General features: G+C 63.7%; 21 protein-coding genes. 11 read left to right on the top strand and 10 right to left on the bottom strand.

The window, feature by feature from the left end; translation table 11 throughout:
- Positions 1-126: 126 nt before the first annotated feature.
- Together KPL74_06320 and KPL74_06315 are read left to right on the top strand one after the other, a co-directional pair.
- Positions 127-609 carry a hypothetical protein gene (locus KPL74_06320; GenBank protein ID QWT21617.1) on the top strand — a complete coding sequence of 161 codons (483 nt, stop codon included), beginning with the start codon at positions 127-129 and terminating at the stop codon, positions 607-609.
- Between the two features lie 145 nt (positions 610-754).
- Positions 755-3,892 carry a helix-turn-helix transcriptional regulator gene (locus tag KPL74_06315; protein QWT21616.1) on the top strand — a complete coding sequence of 1,046 codons (3,138 nt, stop codon included), beginning with the start codon at positions 755-757 and terminating at the stop codon, positions 3,890-3,892.
- Here KPL74_06315 and KPL74_06310 read toward each other — a convergent pair.
- The 4 genes from KPL74_06310 to KPL74_06295 form a co-directional block, all read right to left on the bottom strand.
- Positions 3,847-4,542, bottom strand: a complete 696-nt coding sequence (locus KPL74_06310) for a transcriptional regulator (protein QWT21615.1) — start codon at positions 4,540-4,542, stop codon at positions 3,847-3,849. The genes KPL74_06315 and KPL74_06310 overlap by 46 nt on opposite strands.
- 152 nt (positions 4,543-4,694) lie before the next feature.
- Positions 4,695-5,204 carry a helix-turn-helix domain-containing protein gene (locus KPL74_06305; GenBank protein QWT21614.1) on the bottom strand — a complete coding sequence of 170 codons (510 nt, stop codon included), beginning with the start codon at positions 5,202-5,204 and terminating at the stop codon, positions 4,695-4,697.
- A gap of 87 nt (positions 5,205-5,291) precedes the next feature.
- Positions 5,292-6,224, bottom strand: coding sequence for a LysR family transcriptional regulator (locus KPL74_06300; protein ID QWT21613.1), 933 nt, complete (start codon positions 6,222-6,224; stop codon positions 5,292-5,294).
- 76 nt (positions 6,225-6,300) lie between these two features.
- Positions 6,301-6,942 (bottom strand): response regulator transcription factor, encoded by a 642-nt coding sequence (locus tag KPL74_06295; protein QWT21612.1) that lies wholly within the window; start codon positions 6,940-6,942, stop codon positions 6,301-6,303.
- Positions 6,943-7,130: 188 nt separating this feature from the next.
- On the opposite strand from KPL74_06295, the gene KPL74_06290 reads away from it, so the two are divergent.
- Positions 7,131-8,030 carry a LysR family transcriptional regulator gene (locus tag KPL74_06290; protein QWT21611.1) on the top strand — a complete coding sequence of 300 codons (900 nt, stop codon included), beginning with the start codon at positions 7,131-7,133 and terminating at the stop codon, positions 8,028-8,030.
- 133 nt (positions 8,031-8,163) lie between these two features.
- Complete coding sequence (locus tag KPL74_06285; GenBank protein ID QWT21610.1) at positions 8,164-8,565, top strand: transcriptional regulator; 402 nt, start codon at positions 8,164-8,166, stop codon at positions 8,563-8,565.
- On the opposite strand, the gene KPL74_06280 is transcribed toward KPL74_06285, so the two are convergent.
- Positions 8,503-11,022, bottom strand: a complete 2,520-nt coding sequence (locus KPL74_06280) for a hypothetical protein (GenBank protein QWT21609.1) — start codon at positions 11,020-11,022, stop codon at positions 8,503-8,505. The two genes, KPL74_06285 and KPL74_06280, sit on opposite strands and share 63 nt — an antisense overlap.
- Before the next feature lie 170 nt (positions 11,023-11,192).
- Positions 11,193-14,234: a hypothetical protein gene (locus tag KPL74_06275; protein QWT21608.1), complete on the bottom strand. Its 3,042-nt coding sequence runs from the start codon at positions 14,232-14,234 to the stop codon at positions 11,193-11,195.
- A gap of 236 nt (positions 14,235-14,470) precedes the next feature.
- Between KPL74_06275 and KPL74_06270 the strand changes: the two genes are divergently transcribed.
- Positions 14,471-14,962 (top strand): hypothetical protein, encoded by a 492-nt coding sequence (locus KPL74_06270; protein ID QWT21607.1) that lies wholly within the window; start codon positions 14,471-14,473, stop codon positions 14,960-14,962.
- On the opposite strand, the gene KPL74_06265 is transcribed toward KPL74_06270, so the two are convergent.
- Entirely contained in the window at positions 14,928-15,749 is an 822-nt protein-coding gene (locus tag KPL74_06265) for an aldo/keto reductase (GenBank protein ID QWT21606.1), read from the bottom strand. The two genes, KPL74_06270 and KPL74_06265, sit on opposite strands and share 35 nt — an antisense overlap.
- Before the next feature lie 219 nt (positions 15,750-15,968).
- Between KPL74_06265 and KPL74_06260 the strand changes: the two genes are divergently transcribed.
- The 3 genes from KPL74_06260 to KPL74_06250 all read left to right on the top strand — a co-directional run bounded on the left by KPL74_06260 (position 15,969) and on the right by KPL74_06250 (position 18,528).
- Positions 15,969-16,301 (top strand): hypothetical protein, encoded by a 333-nt coding sequence (locus KPL74_06260; GenBank protein QWT21605.1) that lies wholly within the window; start codon positions 15,969-15,971, stop codon positions 16,299-16,301.
- Between the two features lie 183 nt (positions 16,302-16,484).
- Entirely contained in the window at positions 16,485-17,501 is a 1,017-nt protein-coding gene (locus KPL74_06255) for an aldo/keto reductase (protein ID QWT21604.1), read from the top strand.
- Between the two features lie 79 nt (positions 17,502-17,580).
- Positions 17,581-18,528 carry an MBL fold metallo-hydrolase gene (locus tag KPL74_06250; GenBank protein QWT21603.1) on the top strand — a complete coding sequence of 316 codons (948 nt, stop codon included), beginning with the start codon at positions 17,581-17,583 and terminating at the stop codon, positions 18,526-18,528.
- On the opposite strand, the gene KPL74_06245 is transcribed toward KPL74_06250, so the two are convergent.
- Together KPL74_06245 and KPL74_06240 are read right to left on the bottom strand one after the other, a co-directional pair.
- The gene (locus tag KPL74_06245) at positions 18,525-19,772 is read right to left on the bottom strand and encodes an MFS transporter (protein ID QWT21602.1); all 1,248 of its coding nucleotides are present in this window, start codon (positions 19,770-19,772) and stop codon (positions 18,525-18,527) included. The genes KPL74_06250 and KPL74_06245 overlap by 4 nt on opposite strands.
- Before the next feature lie 6 nt (positions 19,773-19,778).
- Positions 19,779-20,876: an alkene reductase gene (locus tag KPL74_06240; protein ID QWT21601.1), complete on the bottom strand. Its 1,098-nt coding sequence runs from the start codon at positions 20,874-20,876 to the stop codon at positions 19,779-19,781.
- A gap of 206 nt (positions 20,877-21,082) precedes the next feature.
- On the opposite strand from KPL74_06240, the gene KPL74_06235 reads away from it, so the two are divergent.
- Entirely contained in the window at positions 21,083-22,087 is a 1,005-nt protein-coding gene (locus KPL74_06235) for an aldo/keto reductase (protein QWT22582.1), read from the top strand.
- Between the two features lie 53 nt (positions 22,088-22,140).
- Positions 22,141-22,566, top strand: coding sequence for an SRPBCC family protein (locus tag KPL74_06230; protein ID QWT21600.1), 426 nt, complete (start codon positions 22,141-22,143; stop codon positions 22,564-22,566).
- A gap of 45 nt (positions 22,567-22,611) precedes the next feature.
- Here the strand turns inward: KPL74_06230 and KPL74_06225 are convergent, their stop codons facing one another.
- Complete coding sequence (locus KPL74_06225) at positions 22,612-23,532, bottom strand: hypothetical protein (GenBank protein QWT21599.1); 921 nt, start codon at positions 23,530-23,532, stop codon at positions 22,612-22,614.
- A gap of 238 nt (positions 23,533-23,770) precedes the next feature.
- Here KPL74_06225 and KPL74_06220 point away from each other — a divergent pair, with 238 nt between their 5' ends.
- A complete protein-coding gene (locus KPL74_06220) occupies positions 23,771-25,213 on the top strand; it encodes a catalase (protein ID QWT21598.1) in 1,443 nt (480 codons plus the stop codon).
- The last annotated feature ends 46 nt before the right edge of the window (positions 25,214-25,259 follow it).

The following is a 25,259-nucleotide window of genomic DNA, read 5'->3' as shown; positions in this document are numbered from 1 at the left end:
TCGGAAGCATCCATCCGGGACGGGCTTCACCAGAATTCACCGTTCGCGACAGGCCTTCATGGACTGGTGAGCGTTTGCAAGGATGCCTGGCTGGATTACACAAGTGGCGCAACGACGAGCGGTCGTATGGTGAAGACGAATCCCCATGACGAGTTGCCCGCGAGGTTGATCAAGATGCATGCCGTGACAACGTCCACCAGTGAGCGCTGCGTCATCGCGGCTGCCGCCGCCCTCGCTATCTTCGCGATCCTCATGCTCGCTGCTTGCAGCAACGCCGTGACATCGAGGGCCAACGTGCGCCCGACGGCGCAGACGGGTGACCGCGCATTGCGGTTGCTCCGCGGCGACAATCCCGATCCCGGCCTTCGATTCGTCTACGGATATTTCCCGCGCTTGCACACCGAGTGTGCGGATGTGCGTGAGACGCCTTCCGAGCCGGCCGATCGCTACGGTGTGCTGGTATGCGAGCGTGATCGCGCACTTTCCGTGGCCTACTTCATCGATTCGTGGGATGGAACCGGCCGCACACCCGACGACGATACGGACCGTCGGCTTGCACTGATCGCCACTGATGAATTGGTACCGGTCGAAGAGATATCAAAGCCCTGAGACCACCGGCCCTGCCACAGGGTCGGCGCGAAAAATGAACATGCGATCGTCAAATCTTGTGAAGTGTCGTGAACCAGCCGTCATCCAGCGTCTCGTGCGCGCTGGCGTGTAGTAAGTTCCTGCCTCGCCAATAAGGAAACGGTCCATGACGGCTCTGCGCGACGACGGCGCCGGGCACGGCTTTCGGTTCGGCCCCTACCAGTTCCTGCCCTGCCGGCAGCTGCTCCTGCGTGGCGACTCGCCCGTACCGATCGGCAGCCGGGCGTTCGATATCCTGGAGGCGCTTCTTGCCCACGCCGGCGATCCGGTTTCCAAGGCGGAGCTGCTCGCGAAGGCGTGGCCGACGACCGTCGTCGAGGCCGGTAGTCTAAAGGTGCACATGGCGGCGTTGCGCAAGGCGCTCGGTCCGTCCGGCATGGATAGGCCCTACATCGAGACATGCCCGGGACGCGGCTATCGCTTCGCCGTGCCTGTCGAACGCCTCGGCGACAATCGGCCAGGCCGGCGGGACATCGTTGCGCAAGAGCTGCCGATCACGGCGGTTGCGAGGGGCCGCGAGCTGGTGAGGCGCTTCGGCGATTTCCGCTACGTGCCGGGTCGCCAGCTCCTTCTCCGGGGGATGTCCCGCGTTCGCGTCGGCGTGCGCGCGCTCGACCTTCTTCGGATCCTGCTTGAACGGGCAGGTGGCATCGTTACGAAGGACGAGTTGATGCGCGCAGCATGGCCGCGAACCTATGTGCACGACGCGAACCTCAAGGTCAACATTGCCGCCTTGCGCCGTGCACTGGCTTCCCACGACACCGTGCTACCGTCCATCGTATCGGTTCCTGGTCGTGGCTACCGCTTCGCGGTACCCGTGCACGACGAATATATCCAGCTGACGAGCCCGACTGCGGGTGAGCTGCCGCCAAGCCAGGGGATCGTCGGCCGTGACGGACACATCGAATCCATACTGGGGCTGCTTGACGACAACCGGCTCGTCACGATCACTGGCCCCGCCGGCGTAGGCAAGACGACTGTCGCGATCGCGGTCGCCAGCTATCCCGGTGCGGCATGGAGCGACGGCGCCTGCTTCGTCGACCTGGCGTCCGTGACGGACTCCCAGCTTGTGACGCCGGCCGTTGCCACGGCGCTCGGCGTGGGGGCGAGCATGGAGAACTTGGTCCTTGGCGTGGTTGAGGCGCTTGCTGCGCGTCGCGTCATCATCCTGCTCGATAACTGCGAGCACCTGCGCAGCGCGGTAGCTACCCTTGCCGAGCAATTGTACGCAGCTCTCCCCGATGTGACCTTGCTCGCGACCAGCCGGGAGCCACTGCATTGCGCGATGGAGACGACGTTCATGCTGCCGCCGCTCGCCGTAGTGGACGGTCGGGAAGGGCAGTCGATGGCGTCGGCCATGTCGGGTGCCTCGGTGCAGCTCTTCGTGCGCCGTGCGCACGAAGCCAGTGGATACATCCTCACCCACGCGGACGTTCCCTCGGTGGCTCGCATCTGCAAGCGCGTCGATGGCCTTCCCCTGGCGATCGAGCTTGCGGCATCGCGGACGACCACCTTGTCCCCGATGGCACTCGACGCGCAATTAGCGGCGAGCCTCGATGCGCTGGGCAGTCGCGATCCCGGTGTCCCCTCTCGCCAGCGCACCCTGGCCGCCACTTTGGCATGGAGTTACCGGCTGTTATCGCGCCAGGAGGCACGGCTCCTGCGCGTCATGTCGGTGTTCATGGGGGGATTCTCGCTGGGCGACCTCGCCGCCGTCTCGTCGCCGCTCGGCCTTCCGCCTGAGGCAGTCGCGTCGCTCACCGAGTCGCTCGTATCGAAGTCGCTGGTCGCCAGGCGCTGGCAGGCGAGGGGGATCGAATACCGGCTCCTGGACACCGTGCGTTGGTATGCCGCCGGCAAGCTGCGCGAGCATGGCGAGCGTCAATCCAGCATGGAAGCACATGCCGATTCCATGTTGGCGGTGTTTACCCGAGCCGAAGACGAATGGCGCTGGCGACCAGGCGAGGAGTGGACGCACAGCTATGGGCACCGGATGAACGACCTGCGGCAAGCGATCGACTGGTCGCTGGGCGAGGGTTGCCGCGCCGAACTCGGCGTACGCCTGACGGCCGCGGCCATCCCGTTGTGGGATGAACTTTCGTCCATCGCTGAAAGCAGGCAACGGATCGAGCAGGCGCTTTCGCACCCGACGGCCCTCGAGGCGGCTGGCCATGTGGTGGTGTTGAAACTCATGACCTCTCGCGCCTGGGGGCTGACTTACGCGGAGCACCTCGCGCCGGCTTCCGAAGAGGCCTGGCAGGCATGCCTCCGCCTAGCCGTGGCATCCAGGGATGCTGACTACGAGCTTAGGGCGCTATGGGGCCTGGCCGTCTACCAAAGCTTCACCGGCCATCACCGGAACGCATTGGCTACGCTCGTAAGGTTCCAGGCCAGTGCCGTGGCCAGCAACGATGCGGCTGCCATGCCGGATGGCGAGCGCCTTCGCTGCAACACGACGTTCTATGCCGGGGATCTGCGTGGGGCGCTGGACGGTCTACACAGGATGATGACGGGCCATGCGGTCGGTGATGCGCGCGCACGCCTGGCCCGATTCCAGATTGATCGCCAGGTCGGGCTATATGTTTCGCTATCGACGCCAGCCTGGGTTGCCGGCGATCCTGCACAGGCGCTGGCCTATGCGCACATGGCGCTCGAACGGGCCTCGGCGCTGGATCACGCTGCGTCCCACGCCAACGCGCTCGCACAGGCGGCGCTCCCGGTAACTGTCTGGAACGGGCTTCTCGACGAGGCCAGCGATCACCTGCGCGCTTTGACCGACAGGCTCAACCAGCGTGGACTGGGCATATGGACCCCGGTCGGAAGGTTCTATCAAGGGGCTATCCAGTCGGCGCGTGGCGACGCCAGGGGCATCGCCACGATGGAGGAGGCGATCGCCGCATTGATCGCTAGCCGTTTCGTCGTTCGCGTCCCCATGTACGCCGCGATGCTGGCGGAAGCGGCGCTTGGATACGGAAATGTAAACACGGCGCACAAAGCCGTGGACCTGGCCAGGTCACGCATGGACGCGCAGTGCGAATTCTGGTGCCAGGCCGAAGTCTGGCGCGTCAGGGGAAGGCTATGCGCGAAAAATGGCGATAGCGTCGAAGCCAGGGCCTGTTTCGACCGGGCTCTCCAACTTGCGCAGGCCATGGGGGCGCGCTCGTTCGCCCTGCGTGCTGGACGAGACCTCGCCGCGCACTACGAACAGGTTGAGCGTGACACAGGGCAGGCCGTGCCCGAGTAAGCAGCGCTGGGTCGCTTGTCGTGCTCGATCAATGCCAGGCGCTCGGCGACCTGTGCATAGTCGCGGTGGGCCGTCAGGCGCGCCCGGGCCGGCGCAGCGATGCCTGGCTCCAGGCGATAGGCTGGGCTACCGTCCCCGGCCGTTGCCAGCAAGAACGCCTTGCTGACGAAACCCGCGACGGCTTCGGCTACGTCACGTGCGCCGACAGGCCCGAAGGCGGCCACGGCGATGGCCTCGGCCAGCGAGAAGGACGTGTCGAAGATCGACAGGCGATCGAGCACCCGGTCCTGCCTCTCGCCAGCGAATGCATCGCCGTGGTGCGCATCGTCGATGGTTACCCGCTCTACCTTCGTCACGAACGCATACCCTCGGCCCGCGATGCTGGCGATGTGACGGATACCCGACTCGCCGCAGCCCACTGCACGACGCAGGTTCGCCACCTGGACCCGGACATTCGATTCTTCAACGACAAGGCCGGGCCATGCCGCCGCCATCAGGTCGCGGCGTGACAGGACCTGCCCGGGGCGCTCGACCAGCGCGACAAGCATGTCAAAGGCGCGGCTACCGATGCACACATCGATACCGTCGCGCTCCAGGCGGCGCGCCTGGGGAGTAAGGCGAAACGCGCCAAAAATATGGGCTTGGGTCATGGGACGATTCCGCTGGCCGTTCCAGGCATTCAGGAGCGACGTGGCGAGGGATGCGAGGCGCTTAACGGGAGGCCACGCTTTTTTACCGGACTTCGCCTTGCTGGCGAGGTTAATTCCGGTAAAAAGTGGTCAACGTCGTTGCCCGTGGTTCGTCAGGAATGCTGCCGCCGCCAGCGGCTCGGTGAGTCACCGAAGTGCCGTCGGAACAGGTTGCTCAGGTGTGACTGGTCGCATAACCCGGTCTCAAGGGCAATGTCCGTAAGTGGCATGGTGGTGGTGCGCATCAGTTCGACGGCTTGTTTGAGCCGCTGCTCGACGATGTACCTGTGCGTGGACATGCCAAAGCTCGCCTTGAAGGCACGACAGAAATGGCTCGTGCTCACGTCCAGGTGCTCAGCCAGTTCGACGACATAGATCGGTCGATCGAGGTTCTGCTGAATGAAGTTATATACGGCCTCCCGCTTCCGCGGGGGGAACGGCAGCGTTCCGCCCACGGCGACAGGAGCAGGCGCTGGCTTGAGCCCCAGGAGATACGCTGCACGGAGAATGCGCTGGCGGGTCAGCGCGAGATCCTGATCGAACTCCTCGATGGCAGCACGCAGGAGGAACATGCAATCGCGAACCGAGGCGTCATGGGGCATGGTAGCGGGAAGGGCGTTCATCGAAGCACTCCGTCAGGGTGACGGCTCATGCTCGCCAGAAGTAAGTGCCGAAAACAGGCATCCGGCCGGACAAGTCTTGTCCGGTAATCAGGGGTAAACGGCGGGCATCGGTACCGGGTGGCTGGACAGGTGTGCCACGGCCGCTTCGGCGATCCATGCGTGCAGCCGGCGTACGGCCGGAAGAAACTGTCGTCGCGTGGCGCAGGCAAGGTTGAGCGGTGCCGGGTCGCCTGGAACGTCGGGCATGAGGACGATCAGCCGGCCTGCCTCCACGTCGCATGAGACGTCCAGCCACGACTTATAGGCGATGCCATCGCCTGCGATGGCCCAGTGCCGGACCAGCTCGGCGTCATTGCTCGATCGATGCGCCGCTACGTCGACGAACCGCGGTTCCGCACCGGGGAACTGCCAGCGGTTTCGAATCCGTCCACCCGCGACATCGACCAGGCACGCATGGTGGACGAGGTCCGCGGGACTTTCCGGGCGCCCGTGCACAGCGAGGTATTCGGCCGAGGCCACCAGTGCGCGTCGGTTGTGGCGCGCCAGCGCTAGCGAGACGTGGTTGCCGTCGGAAGGCACGCCATAGCGAATGGCGGCGTCGAAGGGATCGTTGAAAAGGTCGACGTCCTCATCGCTTACCGCCACTTGCAGCTGGATGCCTGGATAGGCGTTCCGGAAGGCAGCGAGCCAGGCCATGAGCAGGTTCCTGCCAAGGTCGGTCGGCACGGCGATGCGCAGCGTCGCTTGCACTGGCCGCTCGTCATCGGCGATCAGCAGGTCCATGCTTTCGCGCAGCCGGAGGAGGATGTCGCCGGCATGGGGAAGGTAGCGCTCGCCCTCCTCGGTGAGACGGACGGATCGACCATGTCGCACGAGCAGGGCCACGCCGAGTTCCTGCTCGAGGCGCCGCACGGCGGCACTGACCTGCGCTGGTTCAAGGTCAGCCTCGTTGGCGGTCGCCGTAAAACTCCCCAGTACGGCAACGCGCGTAAAAAGTGTCAGGTCGCTGAGGCGAAACATGGCGGCGGATTCAGGCCGGTGGCGAGCCGCATGATGCCAACATCGTTGGGTCATGGCTTGCCTGTTTCAATCGCGCCTAGGGCTGGAGGAATCCACGCTGGATGGCGATCATTACCGCGTGCGTCCTGTCCAGCGCGCCGAGCTTGCCGGTGATGCTATGCAGGCGCGACTTGACCGTTTCCTCCGACACGCTGAGTGCCTGCGCGATGGCTTTATTGCTTTGCCCGTTGGCGACCAGCTTGAGCACGCTGATCTCCTTATCGGTGAGCGCCTCCGAGCCTGCGTGGCGCGCGAGATCGTGGGCTGCATCGGGGTGAACCACATGGCGACCGACCAGCGACGATCGGATCGCGCGAATGATTTCGTCAAGGCTGGCGGACTTGAGGAGGTAAGATGTCGCGCCGAGCATCAGGGCGCGCATGATCCGCGCATCCCCAGGATAGCTCGTCAATACGATGATGTTCGCATCCGGAAACTCGGCGCGGATGGTGCTGATAGCCTCGAGACCGTCCATGCCCGGCATCTGCAGGTCCATCAGTACGACGTCGGGACGTAGCTCACGATACTTGTCTACCGCCTCCCGTCCGTTGGATGCTTCCCCGGCCAGGCCCATATCGGGTTCTACCGACACAGCCGCCCGCAATCCATGGCGCATCACGGGATGATCATCCGTAATGAGCACGCGAATTTGCTTGGATTCTTCGTGCTTTCCTGACATGCATGCCCCCCACCGATTCCGGGCAACGATAGCGCATTGGGTGCCCTTCGGTGACCCGGGTGCAATACCCAAATAGGGGGAAATTCGCCCAACGTGCAGGGGGAGCGCCCATGGCCGTCCGGGTCTGTCCATTGACAGGTCCTCGTCCGTAGGCTTGGAACAAGCAAAGAACCGCGGGTAGCGAATAGATGATTCGACTGGACGACATTGGCTTGTTCATCGCGGTCGCTGTATCGGGTAGCTTCAGCGCGGCTGCGCGCACCGAGGGTCTTTTGCCGGCCCAGGCAAGCGTGGCGATCAAGCGGCTCGAGGCGGCGCTCGGGGTGGACCTGTTCATCCGCAATACCAGGCACGTCCGCTTATCGCGAAAAGGCGAGCTGTACTTGCCGCTCGCACGGAATATGTTGTCGGCAGTTCGACTGGGTCGCGACAGCGTTCGCACGCAGGCCCAGGACTTCGAAGGTGACCTGGCCATCGGCGTCGCGGCCGGGGTCGGTCGGGCGTTTCTCGCACCATGGCTCGCGACCTTCCACCGCAGGCACCCGCGCCTGCGCGTGCGCCTCTGCGTTGGAGCAGGCGAAATGGCACGTGCGGATGCGTTGCTGCGCTACGGTACGAGGGTCGACGCGAGCGTGGCATGCGATGTCATCGCTTCGCACAGTGAACGCGTGCTCGTGGCCTCACCCGGGTATCTGTCCGCCTACGGCGATCCTGCGTCGCTGGAAGACCTTGCACGGCACGCGTGCATCACCGCGACGGCGGACAGTACCGAAACCTGGCAGTTTACGACCGGCAGGGGGAGGGTAGGGCTGCCCGTTCGCGGCGCTTGGTGCACGGACGACGGCGACCTGGTCCGGCGCTGGGCGATGCAGGGTCACGGGATTGCCTTCCGTCCGCTGCTCGAGGTCAGCGACGATCTGTGCGCGGGTAAGCTCATCCGCGTGCTCCCCAACGTCGCGGGCGATGCACTGCCGCTCATCCTCGCCCACCTGAAAGGGAACGGTTCGGCTGGGGTTGTGCGTGCTCTCGCCGCGTGGCTGCGTCGGGCCGCCGAAGCCGGTCAGTGCACTCCCACTGCCGTCGCGTGATCGCCGGAGCCATCGTTGCTCCAGCGGTGCAGGCGCTGCTTCGAATGTCCAAGCAGCGGCGGCTGGACGGTCTTAGCTTGAGCCATCTCAATCCGCTGGATGCGGCACACCGGACATAATGAGGAATGCCGTGATGAATGATGCCTTCGTATTCGGTTCATTTCGCTTGATACCGCAAGAACGATCGCTGTCGTGCGAGGGTGCCGAGGTTCCGCTCGGCAGTCGCGCGTTCGACTTGCTCGTCGCACTGGTCGAGCATCCGGGGAGCGTGGTCACCCCGCGGGAGATGATGCGCGCGGCGTGGCCGGGTCTGATCGTCGTGGACTCGAACATACGGGTCCAGATCGCAAACCTCCGCCGCGCGCTCGGTGACATGCGCGTCGGCGAGCGGTACATCGCTACCGTCGCCGGACGCGGCTATTGCTTCGTTGCCGACGTGGACAGGCTGCCCGGCCAGGCGCCGACGCAGGCATCAGTTCGATTGCGTGATGGTGGGCAGGGTATATCCGGGCCACGCGCGCTGGATCCAGTTTAGCCAGGTAGCCATGCGCGATGGCTCTGCACCGAGGGCCCGTGCCGACGCGTAGCCCCATATCGTGTTCTGGTAAAGCGTTCGGAAGTACCAGGGCAGGTAGGCGTTACCCTTCCTGTCCAGCGGCAGTGCGCGTGGCGCTTCATCGAGACAGAAGGCGAAGCCCGCCATCGCCTCGTCGTTGCCGAATGACGTGCTGACACCTGGGGGTGCGCAACGTCGCCATGCGCCGACATCCGTCATCGAATAGAGCTCATTGGTCTCGAGGATGGCCCCGTTCACTGTCTTCAGCTGGAGACCGGGAGCAATCGTGTCCAGCAGGCGAAACCGGCTCACGGGCTCCAGCGGGTCACGGTAGTCGACGTAATAGGCGGGCGTCAGGTGCTTGTCGGCCATCGCCTTGGAACCGAAACCTGGGTTGCGCAGGAGATCGGGCTGGTCCGGATCGTTGATGAGGATATGGTTGTTCACGTACTGGGCAGCCTTGACGTGCGCCTGCAGCAGCCGAATGGCCTGGGCGGCGGCTGCGTCGGTCGCGCCATCGGCGACCAGTTCATCGACGGCCTGCTGGTCGAAATCGAAGGCGTACGGCCAGTCCACCGTCAGGTTTCCGAATTTGTCCTGTGCCCCGGCGTTGATCACCATCTGCAGCTGGTACCAGGCATTGGTGCGGTAGACCGACGCCGGCACGCTGGTTTCCCAGGCAAACCGGCTTTCGCGGACCTTGCCGTCCGGCAGGGTTTCCTTCTGGTACATCATGTGGGGTGCCACGTAGAACACACCGGCAGCATTGAACATCCAGCCACGTCGCTCGCCACGCGGCACCCATGCTCCGTCGACGGTGTCGCCGAACATCAGCTGCTGGTCGCCTTCCAGGTTCGCATCGTGCACGATCTCCCACTGCTTGACGATGTTCCACTGCAGGAGGCTGCTGACGGCGCGTTCCACGAAGGCTTCGTGGGAGTAGGGTCCGCTCATGCCCGCGCCCTTGTGGGTCGAATCGGCGATCCCTTCAAGGTAGAGCGCGCCTTCCTCGGCGCCCCAGCGAAGTCCGCCGCCCTTGATGTGGTTGCCTCGCTGGCCGCCGAGGAAGGCGTAGACATCCGCTCCCCACAGGAAGAACTGCATTCGTAGCGACGTACGGTCTGCCTGCCTGACCAGCGCCCAGTCGTGCGTGGGGCCCGTCGTCGGCGCGAGGCTGCTGAGCCGCGTCAGGATGCCGTTGTACTTGCCCCATGGGTCGGTGAAGCCACCATCGGCGAAGGTCGCGCCGGCGAAGAACGAGCCACGCCCGGATCCACCCGTCGTTGGCCAGACATCCTCGGGTGCAATGGTGGGCAGCCAGGCGTTCCAGTCAGGCAATTGCAGGGGCAGGGCGGTCTCGCGCGTATTCAGTGTCGCGTTCGCGCTCATCGTGCGATCGACGTCCGCCTGCGTAAGCGCGGTGGCATCCTTGCCGAAGGCAGCTCGCGCCGCATCGGCGGCCGTGGTCACCACGGCATCGAGCCCCGCTCCCGCGGCCCACTGGCTGACATCCTTCATGTCCAGCCCGGGGCCAGGCTGGTACGGGGGATTGTACGGGCGTGCGTTCGGCGCGTAAGGCAGGTCCCGATTGGCGTAACGGATGTACGCGCGAACCTGTCGCGCCTGCTCGGCCGAGAAGCCGTGGTACTGCGCGCGCTGCTCGATGGCATGGTCGGAGTAGTTGAAATACTGCAGGTCCTGGCCGTGGCTGGCATGGCACGAACCGCAGGTGGCGTTGATCGGAAGATGCACCAGCTTGGACTTGAGCAGGTGTCCGGAGGCCCACAGCGCCTGACCACGGTCGGCGTCGCCGGTATGTACGGCTCCGGCTTTGTGCTCGACCAACGGGTCCGCCTGGACCAGGTCGTTATGGCCCAGGCGACGATGCCCGGCGTCACGGAAGGCAATATCGACGATGCGAAAGCCGTTGGTCATGCCATCAGTGCCATTGAAGCGGAACTCGATGGTGTTGGCAGCCGCGCCCGAAACGAGTCGTTTGCGCATCTCATCGGTGAGCGGAATGATGGCATGCACCGTGTAGAAGCCACCGTTCACGCCACCGGCAAGACGTTCCTCGATGGGAAGGCCCACGTTGGCATCGGCAATATCCATCCAGGGTATCCCAGCCTGGGCGGCTGGTGAAGAGACCCCGCCAAGCAAACGCATGCTCGCCGTATTCGCCGGAATCGGGAAAAACGTGTGGAGGAATTCCGGTGCACCGTAGCGTCCGCAGCGGCTACAGACCACGTAGAGCTCGGTGGCGCGCTCGATGTCCCCGGTCTCGAGTGAAAGCTGGACGGGTACGACGACGGGAACGCCGTTCGTGCCGTTCGAAAGCACTTCGACGGGTATGACGACCGTGCTGGCCTGCGTACTCGCGGCATATGGAAGGCCAATGGCGCACAGTGCCGCGATGGCGGCGCGAAGCGATTTCATGCGATTCCCCTTTACCCGGCATGGGCAGACGCCGCGTTGTAACAGCGGGGTGGCCGCGAGGCATGTTAATCCTGGTGAATTCGCGTGAAGGCGGGGCTATTCGTGACGATGGCCGCCACGCGACCGTGATCCAGTTCGGGTTTTGCCGCAGCGATATGAGTTGGCCGCCGCTACCGAGATGCCGGCCGGTGCCTTGCATGGGGCGGCGCTGGCCGCAAGGGTGCAACCAGCTCGATACAGGTCTTGCCGGGCACCGAGTGGATGGACAGGTCGCCGCCCACGCGCATGGCGCGCTCGCGCATGCCGGCTATGCCCCATTTCCCTGCGTGCGTCGTGGCCAGTGCTTCGGGATCGATACCTACGCCATCGTCGCTCACCGTCAGGAATATCCCCTCGCGCGTGGAGCGAAGCGACACATCGATGCGCGATGCCTTCGCATGACGAACCGCATTGACCAGGCTTTCCCGGCATATGGCGAGTATTTCTTCGGCCGTCGCCGGATCGATGGGCTGGTCCACCACCGCGACCTGGCTCTCGAAAACGACGGACTCTGCGTCGCGGAGGCTCTCCAGCAGGTCCACCACGGCATCGCCGAGGGCGCTGGTCGTCAACAGGCGCATGCGCAGGTCGCGAACGCGATTTCGCCCTTCGACGATGAAGTCGCTGGCGATCTTGAGCGTGCCCCGCATACTCTTCTTCAGCGGGTCGCCGTCGGGGATCGCCGCGACGATGGCCTGGAATTTCAGCACGATGCCGTAGATCGCCTGCAGCAGCGTATCGTGGAGTTCGCGTGCGATTCGCTCGCGCTCCTCATGGCGAGCATCGGCCTGCAAGCGGATCGTCCTCGTGACGTGCCGCACATGCCTTGCATATACCAGCGCCACGGCAAGCGCCAGGAGCACGGCGATGCCTGCATGGAACCACCACGCCTGGTAGAAGCGTGGCGGAATGACGATCCCGATCTTCGCTTCCCGCTCGCTCCAGAGGCCCTGGTCGTTCGAGGCCATGACCCGGAAGGTATAGTGACCTGGGCCGAGGTTGGTGTAGTACGCCTGGCGACGCGACCGTGCCTCGACCCACGTGCTGTCTTCTCCTTCCAGCATGTAACGAAAGCGAAGCCGGGTGGGGGATGCGAAGCTGAGCGCCGTGTAATCCACCTGCAGGGACGTCGTGCCGGCTTGCAGCGTGACGCCCTCGCCGGGTTCGATCCGACGCCCGTCGGCGATGACGGCCTTGACATGCACGGGAGGTGGTCCAAGGTTGTCGCGTCGCCACGGGGGCTTGAACCAGTAGAGGTTTTCGTTCGTCAGGAACCAGAGTCGACCTTCCGCATCGCGTTGCATGGTGCCGACGGGCTTACCCTGCCTCGCACTACCGAGTATCCCGTCCCTGAAATCGAAACCCTGCGCCTCCGGCCGATACGTGGGATCGGTGAAGGCCCGTGCCAGCTCGGCGTGCGTGTATCGGACAATGCCGCGGCCCGTGTTGAGCCAGGTATCACCGTTGTCTTCCTGGATCATCCCCGTAATGCCCGAGAGCAGCGGGAGGGTCTTGTCGGTTATCGAGTAAAGCTGTCCGTTGGCGAGGGAAGCGATGCCCGCTGTACCGCCAATGAGCAACCCGGCCGCACCCTTCCCGATGCTGGTGACCGTGCCGATCTCATTGCCAGGGGGAAAGTGGTATGCGAATTCATTGCCCGCGCGATCCACGTGGAGAATCGTGCCATCGGCATATCCGAACCACATGGCCCCATCGGTGTCGATCCAGCCTGTCGTCGGGCTCGTTTCGAGCCCCCGTGTTCGTGGTGTCCACGAAGACCAGCGATTCCCGTCGAGACGATAGATTCCAAGCCCTTCGATGGACGCCCATAAGGCACCGCCAACGCCCGGTGCGACGAAATTTATCCGCGATGCCAACGACTGGTTCGGCAATGCCAGCTTTTCGGGCGCCCCGTCTCGCATCCGGAACAGGTCGTGGTAGCCGATGATCCACAAAACGCCAGCATGATCGAAGGCAAGGCTCCCGATCGTGTCGGGCAGTCCGGCGGCGATAGGGACCAGGGCGTTACCACGTAGTGCGAAGACACTGTTCGCACTGGACACCCAGAGGTGCCCTTCCGCGTCCACGGCCATGCCGAGGTGGGTTGTATCGAGGCGTGCATCACGCAGTTGGCCGATCGGGCTGCGATGATAGCTGTCGATCCCTACGCCAGTACCGACCCATATCGTGCCCTCGTGGTCCACGGCGACAGGGATGGCCGTGTTCGAGGACAGCAGCAGGGGGGACGGGAATACGTCGGCGATGGCGGCGTCTCCAACCGATGCGCCCGGAGCGGGCCGTCCGTCCCGCTGGACATGGAAGACGGATGCATTGTCCACGGCAGTGGCCCACAGCCCGCCAGCGGGGTCGAAGGCCATCCGCGAAGCGGCATGGATCCGCTGGGACGCGGCAGGCGTCGGCTCATTTGCGGCGGGTCCGCCTACCCGGGTCACGTCGACCACGCGGGTGCCGTGAATCCGGTCTGTCACCCAGATCGTACCGTCGGGGGCGACGGCAATGCTGGCCGCGGGTGAAAGCAGCACCTGTGTCACCTGGAATTGCCGTGCGTGCAAGGGCAGGTATACGAGGCGGGATCCTGTGGCGACCCAGAGTGTTCCCTGCCGATCGAACGCCGCCCAGTCCGCGGCCTGGCCGTCGTAACCCCAGTCGCTGCCAACCTGCTGCCAATGGCCGGCTTCAAAGCGGCCAAGGCCGCGCCCGGTGGCCACCCAGGTCTCCCCATCAGGCCCTTCCGCGAACGTGTTCACCCAGCCGGGAGGCATGCCATCGCGAGTGGTCCACGATTGCAGCCGGCCGTCCTTGAGGTAGGTGGCGCCGCCTTCATACGATCCGATCCAAAGCCCTCCCTCACGCGAGAACAGTAGCGCGGTGATGTTCTTCGCGACCAGGTGTTGCCCGGATGCTGGCTGGTAGCGGCTGAATTCGATGCCGTCGAATCGGTAGAGCCCCAGGCCAGTCCCGAGCCACAGGTAGCCATCCGGTCCCTGCGCGATCGCACAAATGGCAGGTGGTGCCCCGTCGCGCATCGTCCATGACTGGTGGACGTATTCCTCCGCGTCGATTGGACCTGCGCCTGCATCGTCCGCAGGCGTCGCCTTGGGAGCCCAGAGCATGGCCAGCGCAAACGCAATGGAAGACAGGATGCGGATCACGGGATGGATGGCCGGGCCTTGGCAGTCTCGGAATGGCGACGGAACCGTCAGCGTCGCGGGTGTCTTGCACCCGTCAACCATAACGTTATACACGTTGCGATCGACGGTTGCGGATAGCCTAAACGGTTCGGCCACCTGCATGGGGCCGCAGGGCCGAGCGCACCGGTCCAAGCGCGCGCGGCAAGGCGACGGCCAAGATGTCCCCCTGCTCTTACAGCGAAACCAGGTGGATCGGAATGAGCTTGAAGATCGCCGGTCGGGTGACCGGCCAGAAGAGAACGGCAGGCGCGTTCTGCGGTGCCGAATGCGAAGTGAAACTGCTCGAGATGACCGCCGATGCGTCGCACCGCATCCTCGCCAGCAGGGTCTATGCGGCGGTGTTCCGAGAGAGTGACGGCACGCTTATCGAGTATTGCGACAGCATGGATGCGGCGATGGCAAGGGCATCCGCCCTTAGCCATCAGCGGCCGATGGTACGCGACGCGGGCTTTCCCCTCAGGAATGGAAAGCCCCTGTGCCACTTCGAAGGCTTGCAAGCGGTCGCCCCCGGCGCGGGGTGTCCCGCCAGCGATACATCCGTACGCTTATGGCAGGCCGGCCAGCACTGGCACTTCGTCTTCGATAACGAACGATCGCTTGGGGCTTTCATGGCCGAGATAGCCGCATTGCTGGGTATCCCGGCCGATAGGGGAGTCAATCCCAGGCTGGAGCGAGGCCTGGGGGGCTGACCATGCGCCCACCCGGCTGTGCAAGACGGTGGATCCTGGACATCTCTTCGGCGCTCAGGGCGAAGTCGAAGATGGTGATGTTCTCGGCCACCCTGGCCGGACTCACGGTCTTGGACAGGGCAACGATGTGTTGCTGGATCAGCCAGCGCAGCACGACCTGGGCGACGCTCTTGCCATGGGCGTTGGCGATATCGCGAAGCACTCGATCCTTGAAGACCCGCCCATCGGCCATGCCGTAGTAGGCCGTGACCGGGATGCCGAGCTCGCCCATGGCCTTGAGCAGTGCCGATTGGTCGAGGTAGGGATGGCACTCGACCTGATTGGTTGCAATGAGCGACTCCGCCAATGCAATGGTCTTCTCGACCAGCCCGATGGTGAAATTGCTGACACCCACATGCCTGGCCTTGCCCGTGCGTTGGGCAGCGTCCAGTCCAGCGACCTGATCGACGAGTGGCACGGCATCGCTCGGCCAGTGCAAGAGCAATAGGTCGACATAGTTTGTTTTCAGCCTGGCCAGGCTCTCTTCGATCGAAGCCTGGAACCTCTCGCGAGAGTAGTTGCTGACCCAGACCTTCGTGGTCAGGAACAGCTCTTCACGCGGCACGCCAGCGCGCTGGATGGCGCGGCCAAGCGCTCCCTCGTTCTGGTAAATCTGCGCCGTATCGAAGTGTCGGAAGCCGGCGCCGATCGCATAGGGGAAGATGTGCTCGACCTCTGCGTCGCTCATGCGATACGTACCGAAGCCAAGGGTGGGGATGCCGGCGCTGCCAAGACGATCCGTTTGCATGGTCTGTCCTCAGGAGTCATGGAGAGGGTTTCGTATACGACTCTCGGGCAGCACGCGGCTATTGCCGGTGTGCGAGCGATTGCACGCGTGGACTGCGCGCCGGGTCGGACCGCGGAACGGCGGTGCGCCGAGTCATCGCATGCATCCGTGCGCCAGGCCATACAAGGCAGGCCGGCAACGGTCCACCTAAAAAGGGCGACCCCTATCGAGGATCGCGCCATGTCAAAGCCCGTCGATTGTGTCGTTCCCGGATTCGTCGGCCGCACGTACCTTGTGCGATATGCCGAACTGAGCGCCACCAATGCCTACGCGGAGGATGGGGTCACCATGGCGTACGAGATCACCGAGGGCTCCGGCAAAGGCAACAAGGGAACGGTGTCCTACAAGTGGGCCGATCTTGGCGAAGGGGTCTATGCCATCTCCTGGCAAGAGAGCGACGATGCAACCGTGGTACACATCGATGACTTTGCAAGAGGACGTTCGCTCTCGTTCTACACCACGCCGGACCACCGTCTTTACCGGTTGTCGGGTGATCTCTCCTTGCTGGATTGATGCCAGGATGATGATCCTCCGACGAGCAACACGCAGGTTCAGTCGCGTATTCCGACCGCCGCCGGATGGCGTCAAGTTCGGTTAAACGGAGTGAAGGCGGGCGTTTTCTCCATGCGGGAGCACAGTCTCCGTTTCTATACTCCTATCTCTCATCCACTGCGCCCACCGGGCCGGAGAAACACCATGAGCCTCAAGCATGTTCTACCCGCTGACGATGTCCTTGGGTTCGGCGCCGCCCCGCTGGGCAATATGTTCCGCGACATCCCCGAGGATGAAGCCCTCGCGACCGTCGAAGCGGCGTGGGACCAGGGCATCCGCTACTTCGATACCGCGCCTTTCTACGGGTCGGGCCTGTCGGAAATGCGCATGGGCAAGGTGCTTTCGGGGAAAAATCGGGACGAGTATGTGCTGAGCACGAAGATCGGCCGGATCGTGCTGGATGAGATCGAGAAGGAGGCTCGTGACCTCGGTGAGAAAGCTGGACTCTTTGCCGCCGGTCGCCCGAACAAGGTGCTGAACGACTACTCGGCCGACGCAACGCTTCGATCCATCGAGAACAGCCTGGAACGCATGGGCGTCGATCGCATCGACATCGTCTGGGTGCACGATATCGCCCAGGACTTCTACGGTGACGATTGGATCTCTCGCTACGACGAAGCGCGCAAGGGGGCGTTCCGCGCGCTCGGCCGCCTCCGTGACGAGGGCGTTATCAAGGCGTGGGGCCTGGGCGTCAATCGCGTCGAACCGGTTGAGATGGTACTCGACCTCGACGAGCCGCAACCGGATGGCGCATTGCTCGCCGGCCGCTACTCGCTGCTCGACCACGATCGTGCCCTGCAGCGGCTGATGCCCGCCGCAGCCGACGCGGGGTTCGATATCGTCGTCGGCGGACCCTATAGCTCCGGGATCCTTGCCGGTGGCTCGCACTTCGAGTATCAGAAGGCGCCTGACCAGATCGTGCGCAAGGTGGAACGCATCAAGGCGCTCGCAGCGAAGCACGGCGTGAGCATCAAGGCGGCAGCCCTGCAGTTCGTGCTGGCCAATCCGGCCGTCGCCGCCGTGATCCCCGGGGCAAGCAAGCCGTCCCGTATCGCGGAAGATCTCTCGGCACTCAACGAAGATGTACCCAGCGCGTTCTGGGTGGCCCTGCGTGACGAAGGGCTGGTGTCACGCTTCGCGCCGCTTCCGATCGATTACTGAGCCCCAGGTTGCCTGGCCATGTTGCAGGGGACGCACGCGCATCGCGCGTGCGTTGCCATGCCATAAGGAGATCCATGAGATGAACGCTCGACCGCTTTGCCTCGCTTTATTCGTCGCGTCCATGCTTGGCACGACGTCCTTCAACGTATTCGCAGGCGGTACGACGCCTGCCGCAAGCACGCAGCCCTCGGCCTCGTTCCGAATCGGCGAGATGACTGCGATGTCCATCAACGACGGCTCCCTCACCGAGCCCAACGATGGAAAGAGCTTCGTCACCGACCAGTCGCCGGCTGCCGTGGCGACGTTGCTCACCAAGGCGGGACTACCCGGTGACCACGTCGAGCTTGCCATCCACCCGCTCCTCGTGAAGGCGGGAACGTACGTCCTGCTGTTCGACTCGGGCGCGGGTCGTTATTTCGGACCCGCGTCAGGCAAGCTCCCCGCGTCGCTTGCCCAGGCAGGCGTCGACCCCGCAACGGTCACCGATATCTTCATTTCACATACGCATGGCGACCACATCGGTGGCCTTGTGACCATGGCAGGAAAGCTGTTCTTCCCAAAGGCCACCATCCACATGTCCGCTCCGGAATGGCAATGGCTGAGCCACATGAAGGACGCCGACGGCGCAAAGATCGGCGTGCCTGACGTTGAAAGGGTCGTAGCAACCATCCGTTCCCACGTCGCGGCGTTCCAGCCGGGTGCGACGGTCCTGCCAGGGCTGGTCAAGGCCGTGGAGATCGACGGCCATACGCCCGGTCACTCCGGGTACGACATTGGCACCGCGCCCCAGGATCTGTTCTACGTAGGGGATGCGATGCATAGTTCTGTCGTTTCGGTTGAACAACCGGCCTGGAAAATCGCCTTCGATAACGACCCGGCGACCGCCGAGGCGAGCCGCGTCGCGCTCGTGCCGCGCCTGGCCGCCAGTGGCCAACGGATCTTCGCGGTTCATTTCCCTTTCCCCGGGGTCGGAAAGATCGTCCGTAAGGACGGAAGCTATGCCTGGCAGCCGGAGCTCCTTCCCTAGGCGCCGCCGGGCAGGTTGACGGTGCCGGCGACACGGGACGTTCGCTGTAACACACCGAAGACGACGAGGCTGAGGCCGGTGAGCGCGAAGCCGGCCCATGCCGCGGAAAGGTAGCCGTTGTCGTTGGCCACGAGCAGTCCGCCACCCCAGGCACCCAGCGCGTTCGCGAGGTTGAGCGACGCCAGGTTCATCGCTCCCATCAGTGTCGGGGCGTTCGGCGCCGACTGGGTCAGGTGTACCTGCAGCGTGGGGATGGCAGCCATCATCGTGGCTCCGACGGCGAACAGGGAGGCCATCAGGACCCATGGGTGGGCTCCCTGCGTCGCCAGGATGACCAGGACGATGAGGGCGCAGCCAAACCCACCGACGAGCCCGCTGGACCGGTAACGATCGGCTAGCTCGCCGCCCAGCAGGTTCCCCAGCGTCATGCCAAGTCCGAACAGCGCCAGGGCGCCAGGAATCCAGCCGCGATTGAGATGCGTCACATCCGTGACGATCGGACCGATGAACGTATACACGGCGAAGATGCTCGCGACGCCCAGCGACGCGACGAGCATGATTCCCCAGCTACGACCGCTCCTGAGCGAAGAAAATTCGCTACGAACCGAGCCACCATCGAGCGAATGGGTGCGCGGGATCCACGCATAGAGCGCAATAAGCGCCAGCGCCGCGATGCACGCTACGGCAAGGTAGGTGTTTCGCCAGCCGACGTGCTGGCCCATGAACGTCGCCAGTGGCGATCCGATGATGGTGGCGACCGTCAGCCCCGTCATGACGATGGCGAAAGCCTTGCCACCCTGGTTCGGTCCGACGATGTAAGAGGCAACGACTGCACCGGCGCCAAAGTAAGCGCCTTGGGGCAGCCCGCTGATGAATCGGGCTACGGCGAGCAAGCCGATGCTTCCCGCCAGTGCCGATAGCACGTTGCCTATGAGGAACAGCGCCATGAGCCCCAACAACAGGCTGCGACGATTGAAACGCGCGGCAGCGATCGTTACGACGGGTGCGCCGATCACGACGCCGAAGGCGTAGGCAGTGATGGCATGGGTCCCCGCGGGAACGTCGATATGAAGGTCGCCGGCGAAAAGCTGCAGGATGCCCATGCTGGCGAACTCCGACGTACCGATGCAGAAGGAGCCCAGGGCCAGCGCGAACAGCGTCAGGGCGCAGCGGCGCCTTACTCGCGGGTCGGCAGAATGCTTGTCGACGGCAGCGCACTGCGATTCATAGGCTTTCTCGTACATGTGCGCTCAATCCTCCAGAACCGGGAAGTCTGTGTAGCCATGTGCACCGCCGCCGTAATACGTCGAGATGGGTGCGATCATGAGGTGCGCGTTCCGCCGCAGGCGTTCCACGAGGTCCGGATTGCCGATGAAAGGGCGGCCGAAGGCAACCATGTCGGCATGGCCAGACGCCACGGCCACCATCGCTGCATCGCGGTCGTAGCTGTTGTTGGCGATGTACCTTCCGCCAAACGTCTTTGACAGGCCTGCGAAATCGAACGCTGAGGCGGCATTGGCACCACGCGTCTGGCCCTCCACGCAGTGCAGGTAGGCCAGGCCGAGCTTGCCCAGCTCCTGCGCCAGGTGGCCGTACGTGGTGGCAGGATCCGAATCCAGTGGCGTATCGCCCACGGCTTGCGTGATCGGCGAGAGGCGCACGCCTACGCGATCGGCACCGCAGGCGCCGGCGACGGCCCTGATCGCCTCGACAGGGAAGCGAACGCGGTTCTCCAGTGAACCGCCGTAGTTGCCGGACCGATGGTTCGTGCTGTCGCGAAGAAACTGTTCCAGAAGGTAATTGTTTGCCGCGTGCACCTCGACGCCATCGAAACCCGCGGCGATGGCGAGCGTGGCGGCGTGACGATAGTCATCCACGATGCCCGGGATTTCCGCTGCCGAGAGCGCCCGTGGCATCGAAGGCCTTACCTGCTCGCGACTTTCGAGGTAGACGAGGTCGCCCGCCTGGATCGGCGATGGCGCCACGGGAGCACCTCCGTTCGGCTGCAGGGTCGTATGCGACATGCGGCCCACGTGCCAGAGCTGGCAGACGATCTTCCCGCCCATGTCATGGACGGCGGCAGTGATTTTCGCCCAGGCCTCGGCCTGCGCGTCGTTGTAGATGCCCGGCGTGTAGGCATAGCCACGGCCTTGCTGGCTGATCGTGGTGGCTTCGCTGATGATCAGTCCGGCCGTCGCCCGCTGCCGGTAGTACTCGATGGCCAGTTCGCTGGGTACGCCATCCATGCCAGCGCGCGACCGGGTCAGTGGTGCCATGGCGATGCGATTGGCGACATCGATAGCGCCGATCCTCGTCGGTTCGAACAAGGAAGTTGCTGTGGAGTCCATGTCATGTTCCGGTCAGCGGAGTGAGCCCCGACCGTAGTCCGCGGCGTTTTCCAGCGCTCTCAGCACGATGCTCAGGCTTGCATCCGTGTGCCTCGCGTCAAACAAGGACGACTCCTTCGCAGCGCTTAACGATGTTTGACCGCGGGGCGGCGACGTGAGTGGTAGCTTTTTTGCCAGGACCACTCTTTCGCTAAGACGCCATGTCCATCCTCGAGATACTCAGGAGCCCGTTAGGCTTCGGCTCGGCTCCCATCGGCAACATGTTCGAAAACATTCCGGACGCTGAAGCGCAGCGGACGATCGACGCAGCATGGGACGACGGCATCCGCTATTTCGATACCGCGCCGCTTTACGGCGCAGGTCTGGCGGAGCTTCGGCTTGGTGCGGCGTTGAAGCATCGTAACCGGGGCGAGTACGTCGTCAGCTCGAAGGTCGGTCGCCTGGTCATGGACGAGATGGAGGATGTCGACGCGCGCGACCTGGGCGAGAAAGCCGGCGTGTTTCGCCACGGGCGGCCCAACCGGATCGTGACGGACTACTCTGAGCGGGCGACCTTCCAGTCAGTGGAAGACAGCCTGGAGAGATTGGGAACGGACTATCTGGACATCGTCTGGGTCCATGACGTCGCCCAGGATTTCTTCGGCGACGAGTGGATCGGCAGGTTCGAGGAAGCGCGTACCGGCGCCTTCCGCGCGTTGGAACGGCTCAAGGCGATGGGTACGGTCCGGGCCTGGGGATTGGGCGTCAACCGCGTTGAACCGATCGAACTGCTCATGGGGTTGAAGGGGCCGCGTCCCGACGGGTTTCTCCTGGCCGGCCGTTACACGTTGCTCGACCACGCCCTTGCCTTGCAACGCGTCATGCCCCTTGCCGCGGAGCGTGGACTGGGCATCGTGGTCGGAGGCCCGTACAGCTCAGGCGTCCTGGTGGGTGGTGCAACCTACGAGTACGCACCGGCACCGCCAGAGATCCTTGCCCGGGTGGCGAGGATCCGCGAGGTCGCCGACGAGCACAGTGTGGACGTGAAGACCGCCGCACTCTGGTTCGGCCTGTATCACCCGGCGGTGGTGTCGGTGATCCCGGGCTCGAGTTCCGCAGCGCAGATCGCATCGAATCGCCACGCCTTCGAACGTGAGGTGCCTCCCGGATTCTGGCGAGACCTTCGCGCCAATGGGCTGATCAGTCCCGGGGCGCCCGTGCCATTGGAGTAAGCAGTTCGGCAGGGCTCCGTGACACCACTTATCCATCGTTGCAGGAGAATCACATGGCTAACGCTTCAGCTTTCGTCGAGATTCCGGCCCCGCCAGCCCAGGTCTGGAACCTGATCGGTGGATTCGATTCGCTACCGGATTGGTTGCCCTACATTCCCAAGAGCCAGCTGAGCGACGGGGGAAGGATCCGTACCCTGGCCAATCCCGGCGGCGAAGCCATCGTCGAACGCCTGATGGCGTTCGACGAAACCGGCAGGAGCTACAGCTATGCGATCCTCGAAGCGCCGTTTCCGGTCACCGACTACCTGTCCACGCTGGTTGTGAAAGATGCCCAGGACGGGAAGGCATCACGCGTAGAATGGTCGGGTCGCTTCACGCCAGACAAGGGTGTGAGTGACAGCGAGGCATCCGAGATCTTCCGGAAGATTTACGAAGATGGATTGAAGGCACTCGCCGACTCCTACCTCAAGGCAAGGTAGAACTGCCCGCATCGAGCGGACCCGGGCCATGCGGCACGGGTTCATTCAGATGGCGAACCATCCGTCGACACGCTGGCTGTTGTTTGCCATCCACTCTCGCGCGGCGTCCCGCTCCGTCAGCTTGCCGACATTGACGGACCAATCCATGGCCGTCACGCCATCCATGCCGATGTCGATCCGGGAAAGCACTTTACGCGTTCGCACGGGCAGGGTCTGGAAGCGATCGCGCGGGGCCACGAGTGATGCATGGTTCACGCCCCCGAGGACGTTAAGCGGATCCTGGAGCGCACGTAGCGCACCATCCTTGTTCAGGTACTGAGGCGCCCATGTAGGGAAGACAACCCAGCGCCCTCCTGTCAATGCCGTATTTACCGCATCCAGCCACTCCTGCTGCGTCCCCGGCCGAAGGATGTAGCCCGCCGATTCCAGTCCGTAGACCTCGATGGCCTGCTCGGAGAGGCTGGTGATCGCGGCTCCGGTCCCGATGCCCTGGATCGTGCGCGGCATGCGTCGCATCACCGAAGGTTGGGCCAGCCCATCGATCGAATGCAACTGATCCTCGGGAATGTAGCTCGGCACGGCCCAGAAGAACCTGGCACCCTGGTACAGCTGCGCCACCTCCGTGGCCCGCGCGCCGTAATGCGCCCAGTAGGCTGCATGGCCTCCTGGCAGCCACGCGGCAGCCATCAGGTCGATCGCTCCATCCGCGAGCATGGGGAATATCTGCTCGTGCGTTCCTTGCCGGACCACGACGGGATGCCCCAGGCGCTCGAGTACTTCGCGAACGATGGCGCCGGTTACGGCATAGAAGCTCAGGGAGACCGCGCCCAGCGTGACAACACGCTGCTCCCCCGGATGCGCGCGCGAGGATCCCGAGGCGATGGCACCGATGCCGGCAAGGACGAAAGAGCGACGGGTGAGCGTGAAGGGGCGTGATCCGCCGTCCGTGTGTGGCGTGGATTTCATCGTGATAGCTCATGGGGACCTGGTAGGGGTAATAGCCGGATGTGAGCGATGGTGCTTGCACGATCAGTGAAACATCTGCGCGCCCTTGTTTCCCATTCCGATGCCTGCGGCCGCCCACTCGTCATGAGTGCAGGAGTTCCCCTCGATTTTGCAACTCTCCCCTCGTATGTCCTCGATAGGTGGCCGCGGCATCGTTAGGTTGGATGCACCCCCGCACAGGTCTGGAGAGGCATCGGTCATGAGCAAACTCACTACGGTATTCGGCGCTCCCGTCGTCGATGACGACAACACCATGACGGCTGGTCCGCGCGGCCCGGCCTTGCTGCAGGATGTCTGGTTCCTGGAGAAACTCGCGCATTTCGATCGGGAAGTCATTCCAGAGCGGCGGATGCATGCGAAGGGTGCCGGCGCCTTCGGTACGTTTACCGTGACGCACGACATCACCCGCTATACCCGGGCGAAGATCTTTTCAGTCGTGGGCAAGGCTACGCAGATGATGGCGCGGTTTTCGACGGTCGCCGGCGAACGCGGGGCGGCCGATGCGGAACGCGACATCCATGGCTTCGCGCTGAAGTTCTATACGGAAGAAGGTAACTGGGACTTCGCCGGGATCAATACGCCGGTGTTCTATATCCGTGATCCCCTGAAGTTCCCCGACCTGAACCATGCGATCAAGCGTGATCCGCGAACCGGCATGCGCAGTGCCGACAACAACTGGGATTTCTGGACCAGCCTGCCCGAGGCGTTCCACCAGGTGACTATCGTGATGAGCGAACGAGGTATTCCGGCGTCGTTCCGCCACATGCATGGCTTTGGAAGCCATACGTATAGCTTCATCAACGCGGCCAACGAGCGATCCTGGGTAAAGTTTGTATTCCGCACCCAGCAAGGCATCAAGAATCTGACCGACGCCGAAGCGGGTGCCATCATCGCGAGTGATCGGGAGAGCAGCCAGCGAGATCTGTTCGATGCCATCGAACGTAAAGAGTTTCCGCGCTGGACATTGTATGTGCAGATCATGCCTGAAGCCGATGCCGCGAACACCCCTTACAATCCCTTCGACATGACCAAGGTGTGGCCCCATGCGGACTATCCCCTGGTCGAGGTCGGTTATTTCGAATTGAATCGGAATCCCGACAATTTCTTCCAGGACATCGAACAGGCAGCGTTCTCGCCCGCCGTGGTCGTGCCGGGCATCGGCTTCTCGCCAGACAAGATGCTCCAGGGGCGGTTGTTTTCCTACGGCGATGCCCAGCGTTACCGCCTCGGTGTCAACTATGCCCAGATCCCTGTCAACGCGCCCAAGTGTCCAGTCCATAGCTATCACCGCGATGGAGCCATGCGCATGGATGCCGCCCGCAGCGATACGACCAGTTATGCACCCAATACACGCGGTGCGCTGCAATCCCAGCCAGATTTCGCCGAACCGCCGTTGGCCATCGACGTGGCCCACGCACTCGCCAGGCACTGGGACCAGCGTGAGGACAAGGATAATTACTCACAGCCGAGAAAGCTTTTCGAGATGATGTCGCCCTCCCAGCGGCAGGCGCTGTTCGAAAACACGGCCAGGGCCATCAAGGGCGCATCGCAGCCCGTCGTCGACCGGCATATCGAGCACTGCGAGGCCTGCCACGCGGAATACGGCAAGGGCGTAGCCGACGCCATCGCGAAGCTGGGTTGAACTGAGCTGACGTAAAGACGAAGGAGAGTTTCGTATGACTTCCCCT

It is taken from the genome of Bacillus sp. NP157, from assembly GCA_018889975.1.
In the GTDB taxonomy this organism is placed as follows: domain Bacteria; phylum Pseudomonadota; class Gammaproteobacteria; order Xanthomonadales; family Rhodanobacteraceae; genus Luteibacter.
The sequence above is the reverse complement of the archived record's forward strand: the minus strand, read 5'-3'. Positions and strand labels throughout refer to the sequence as shown.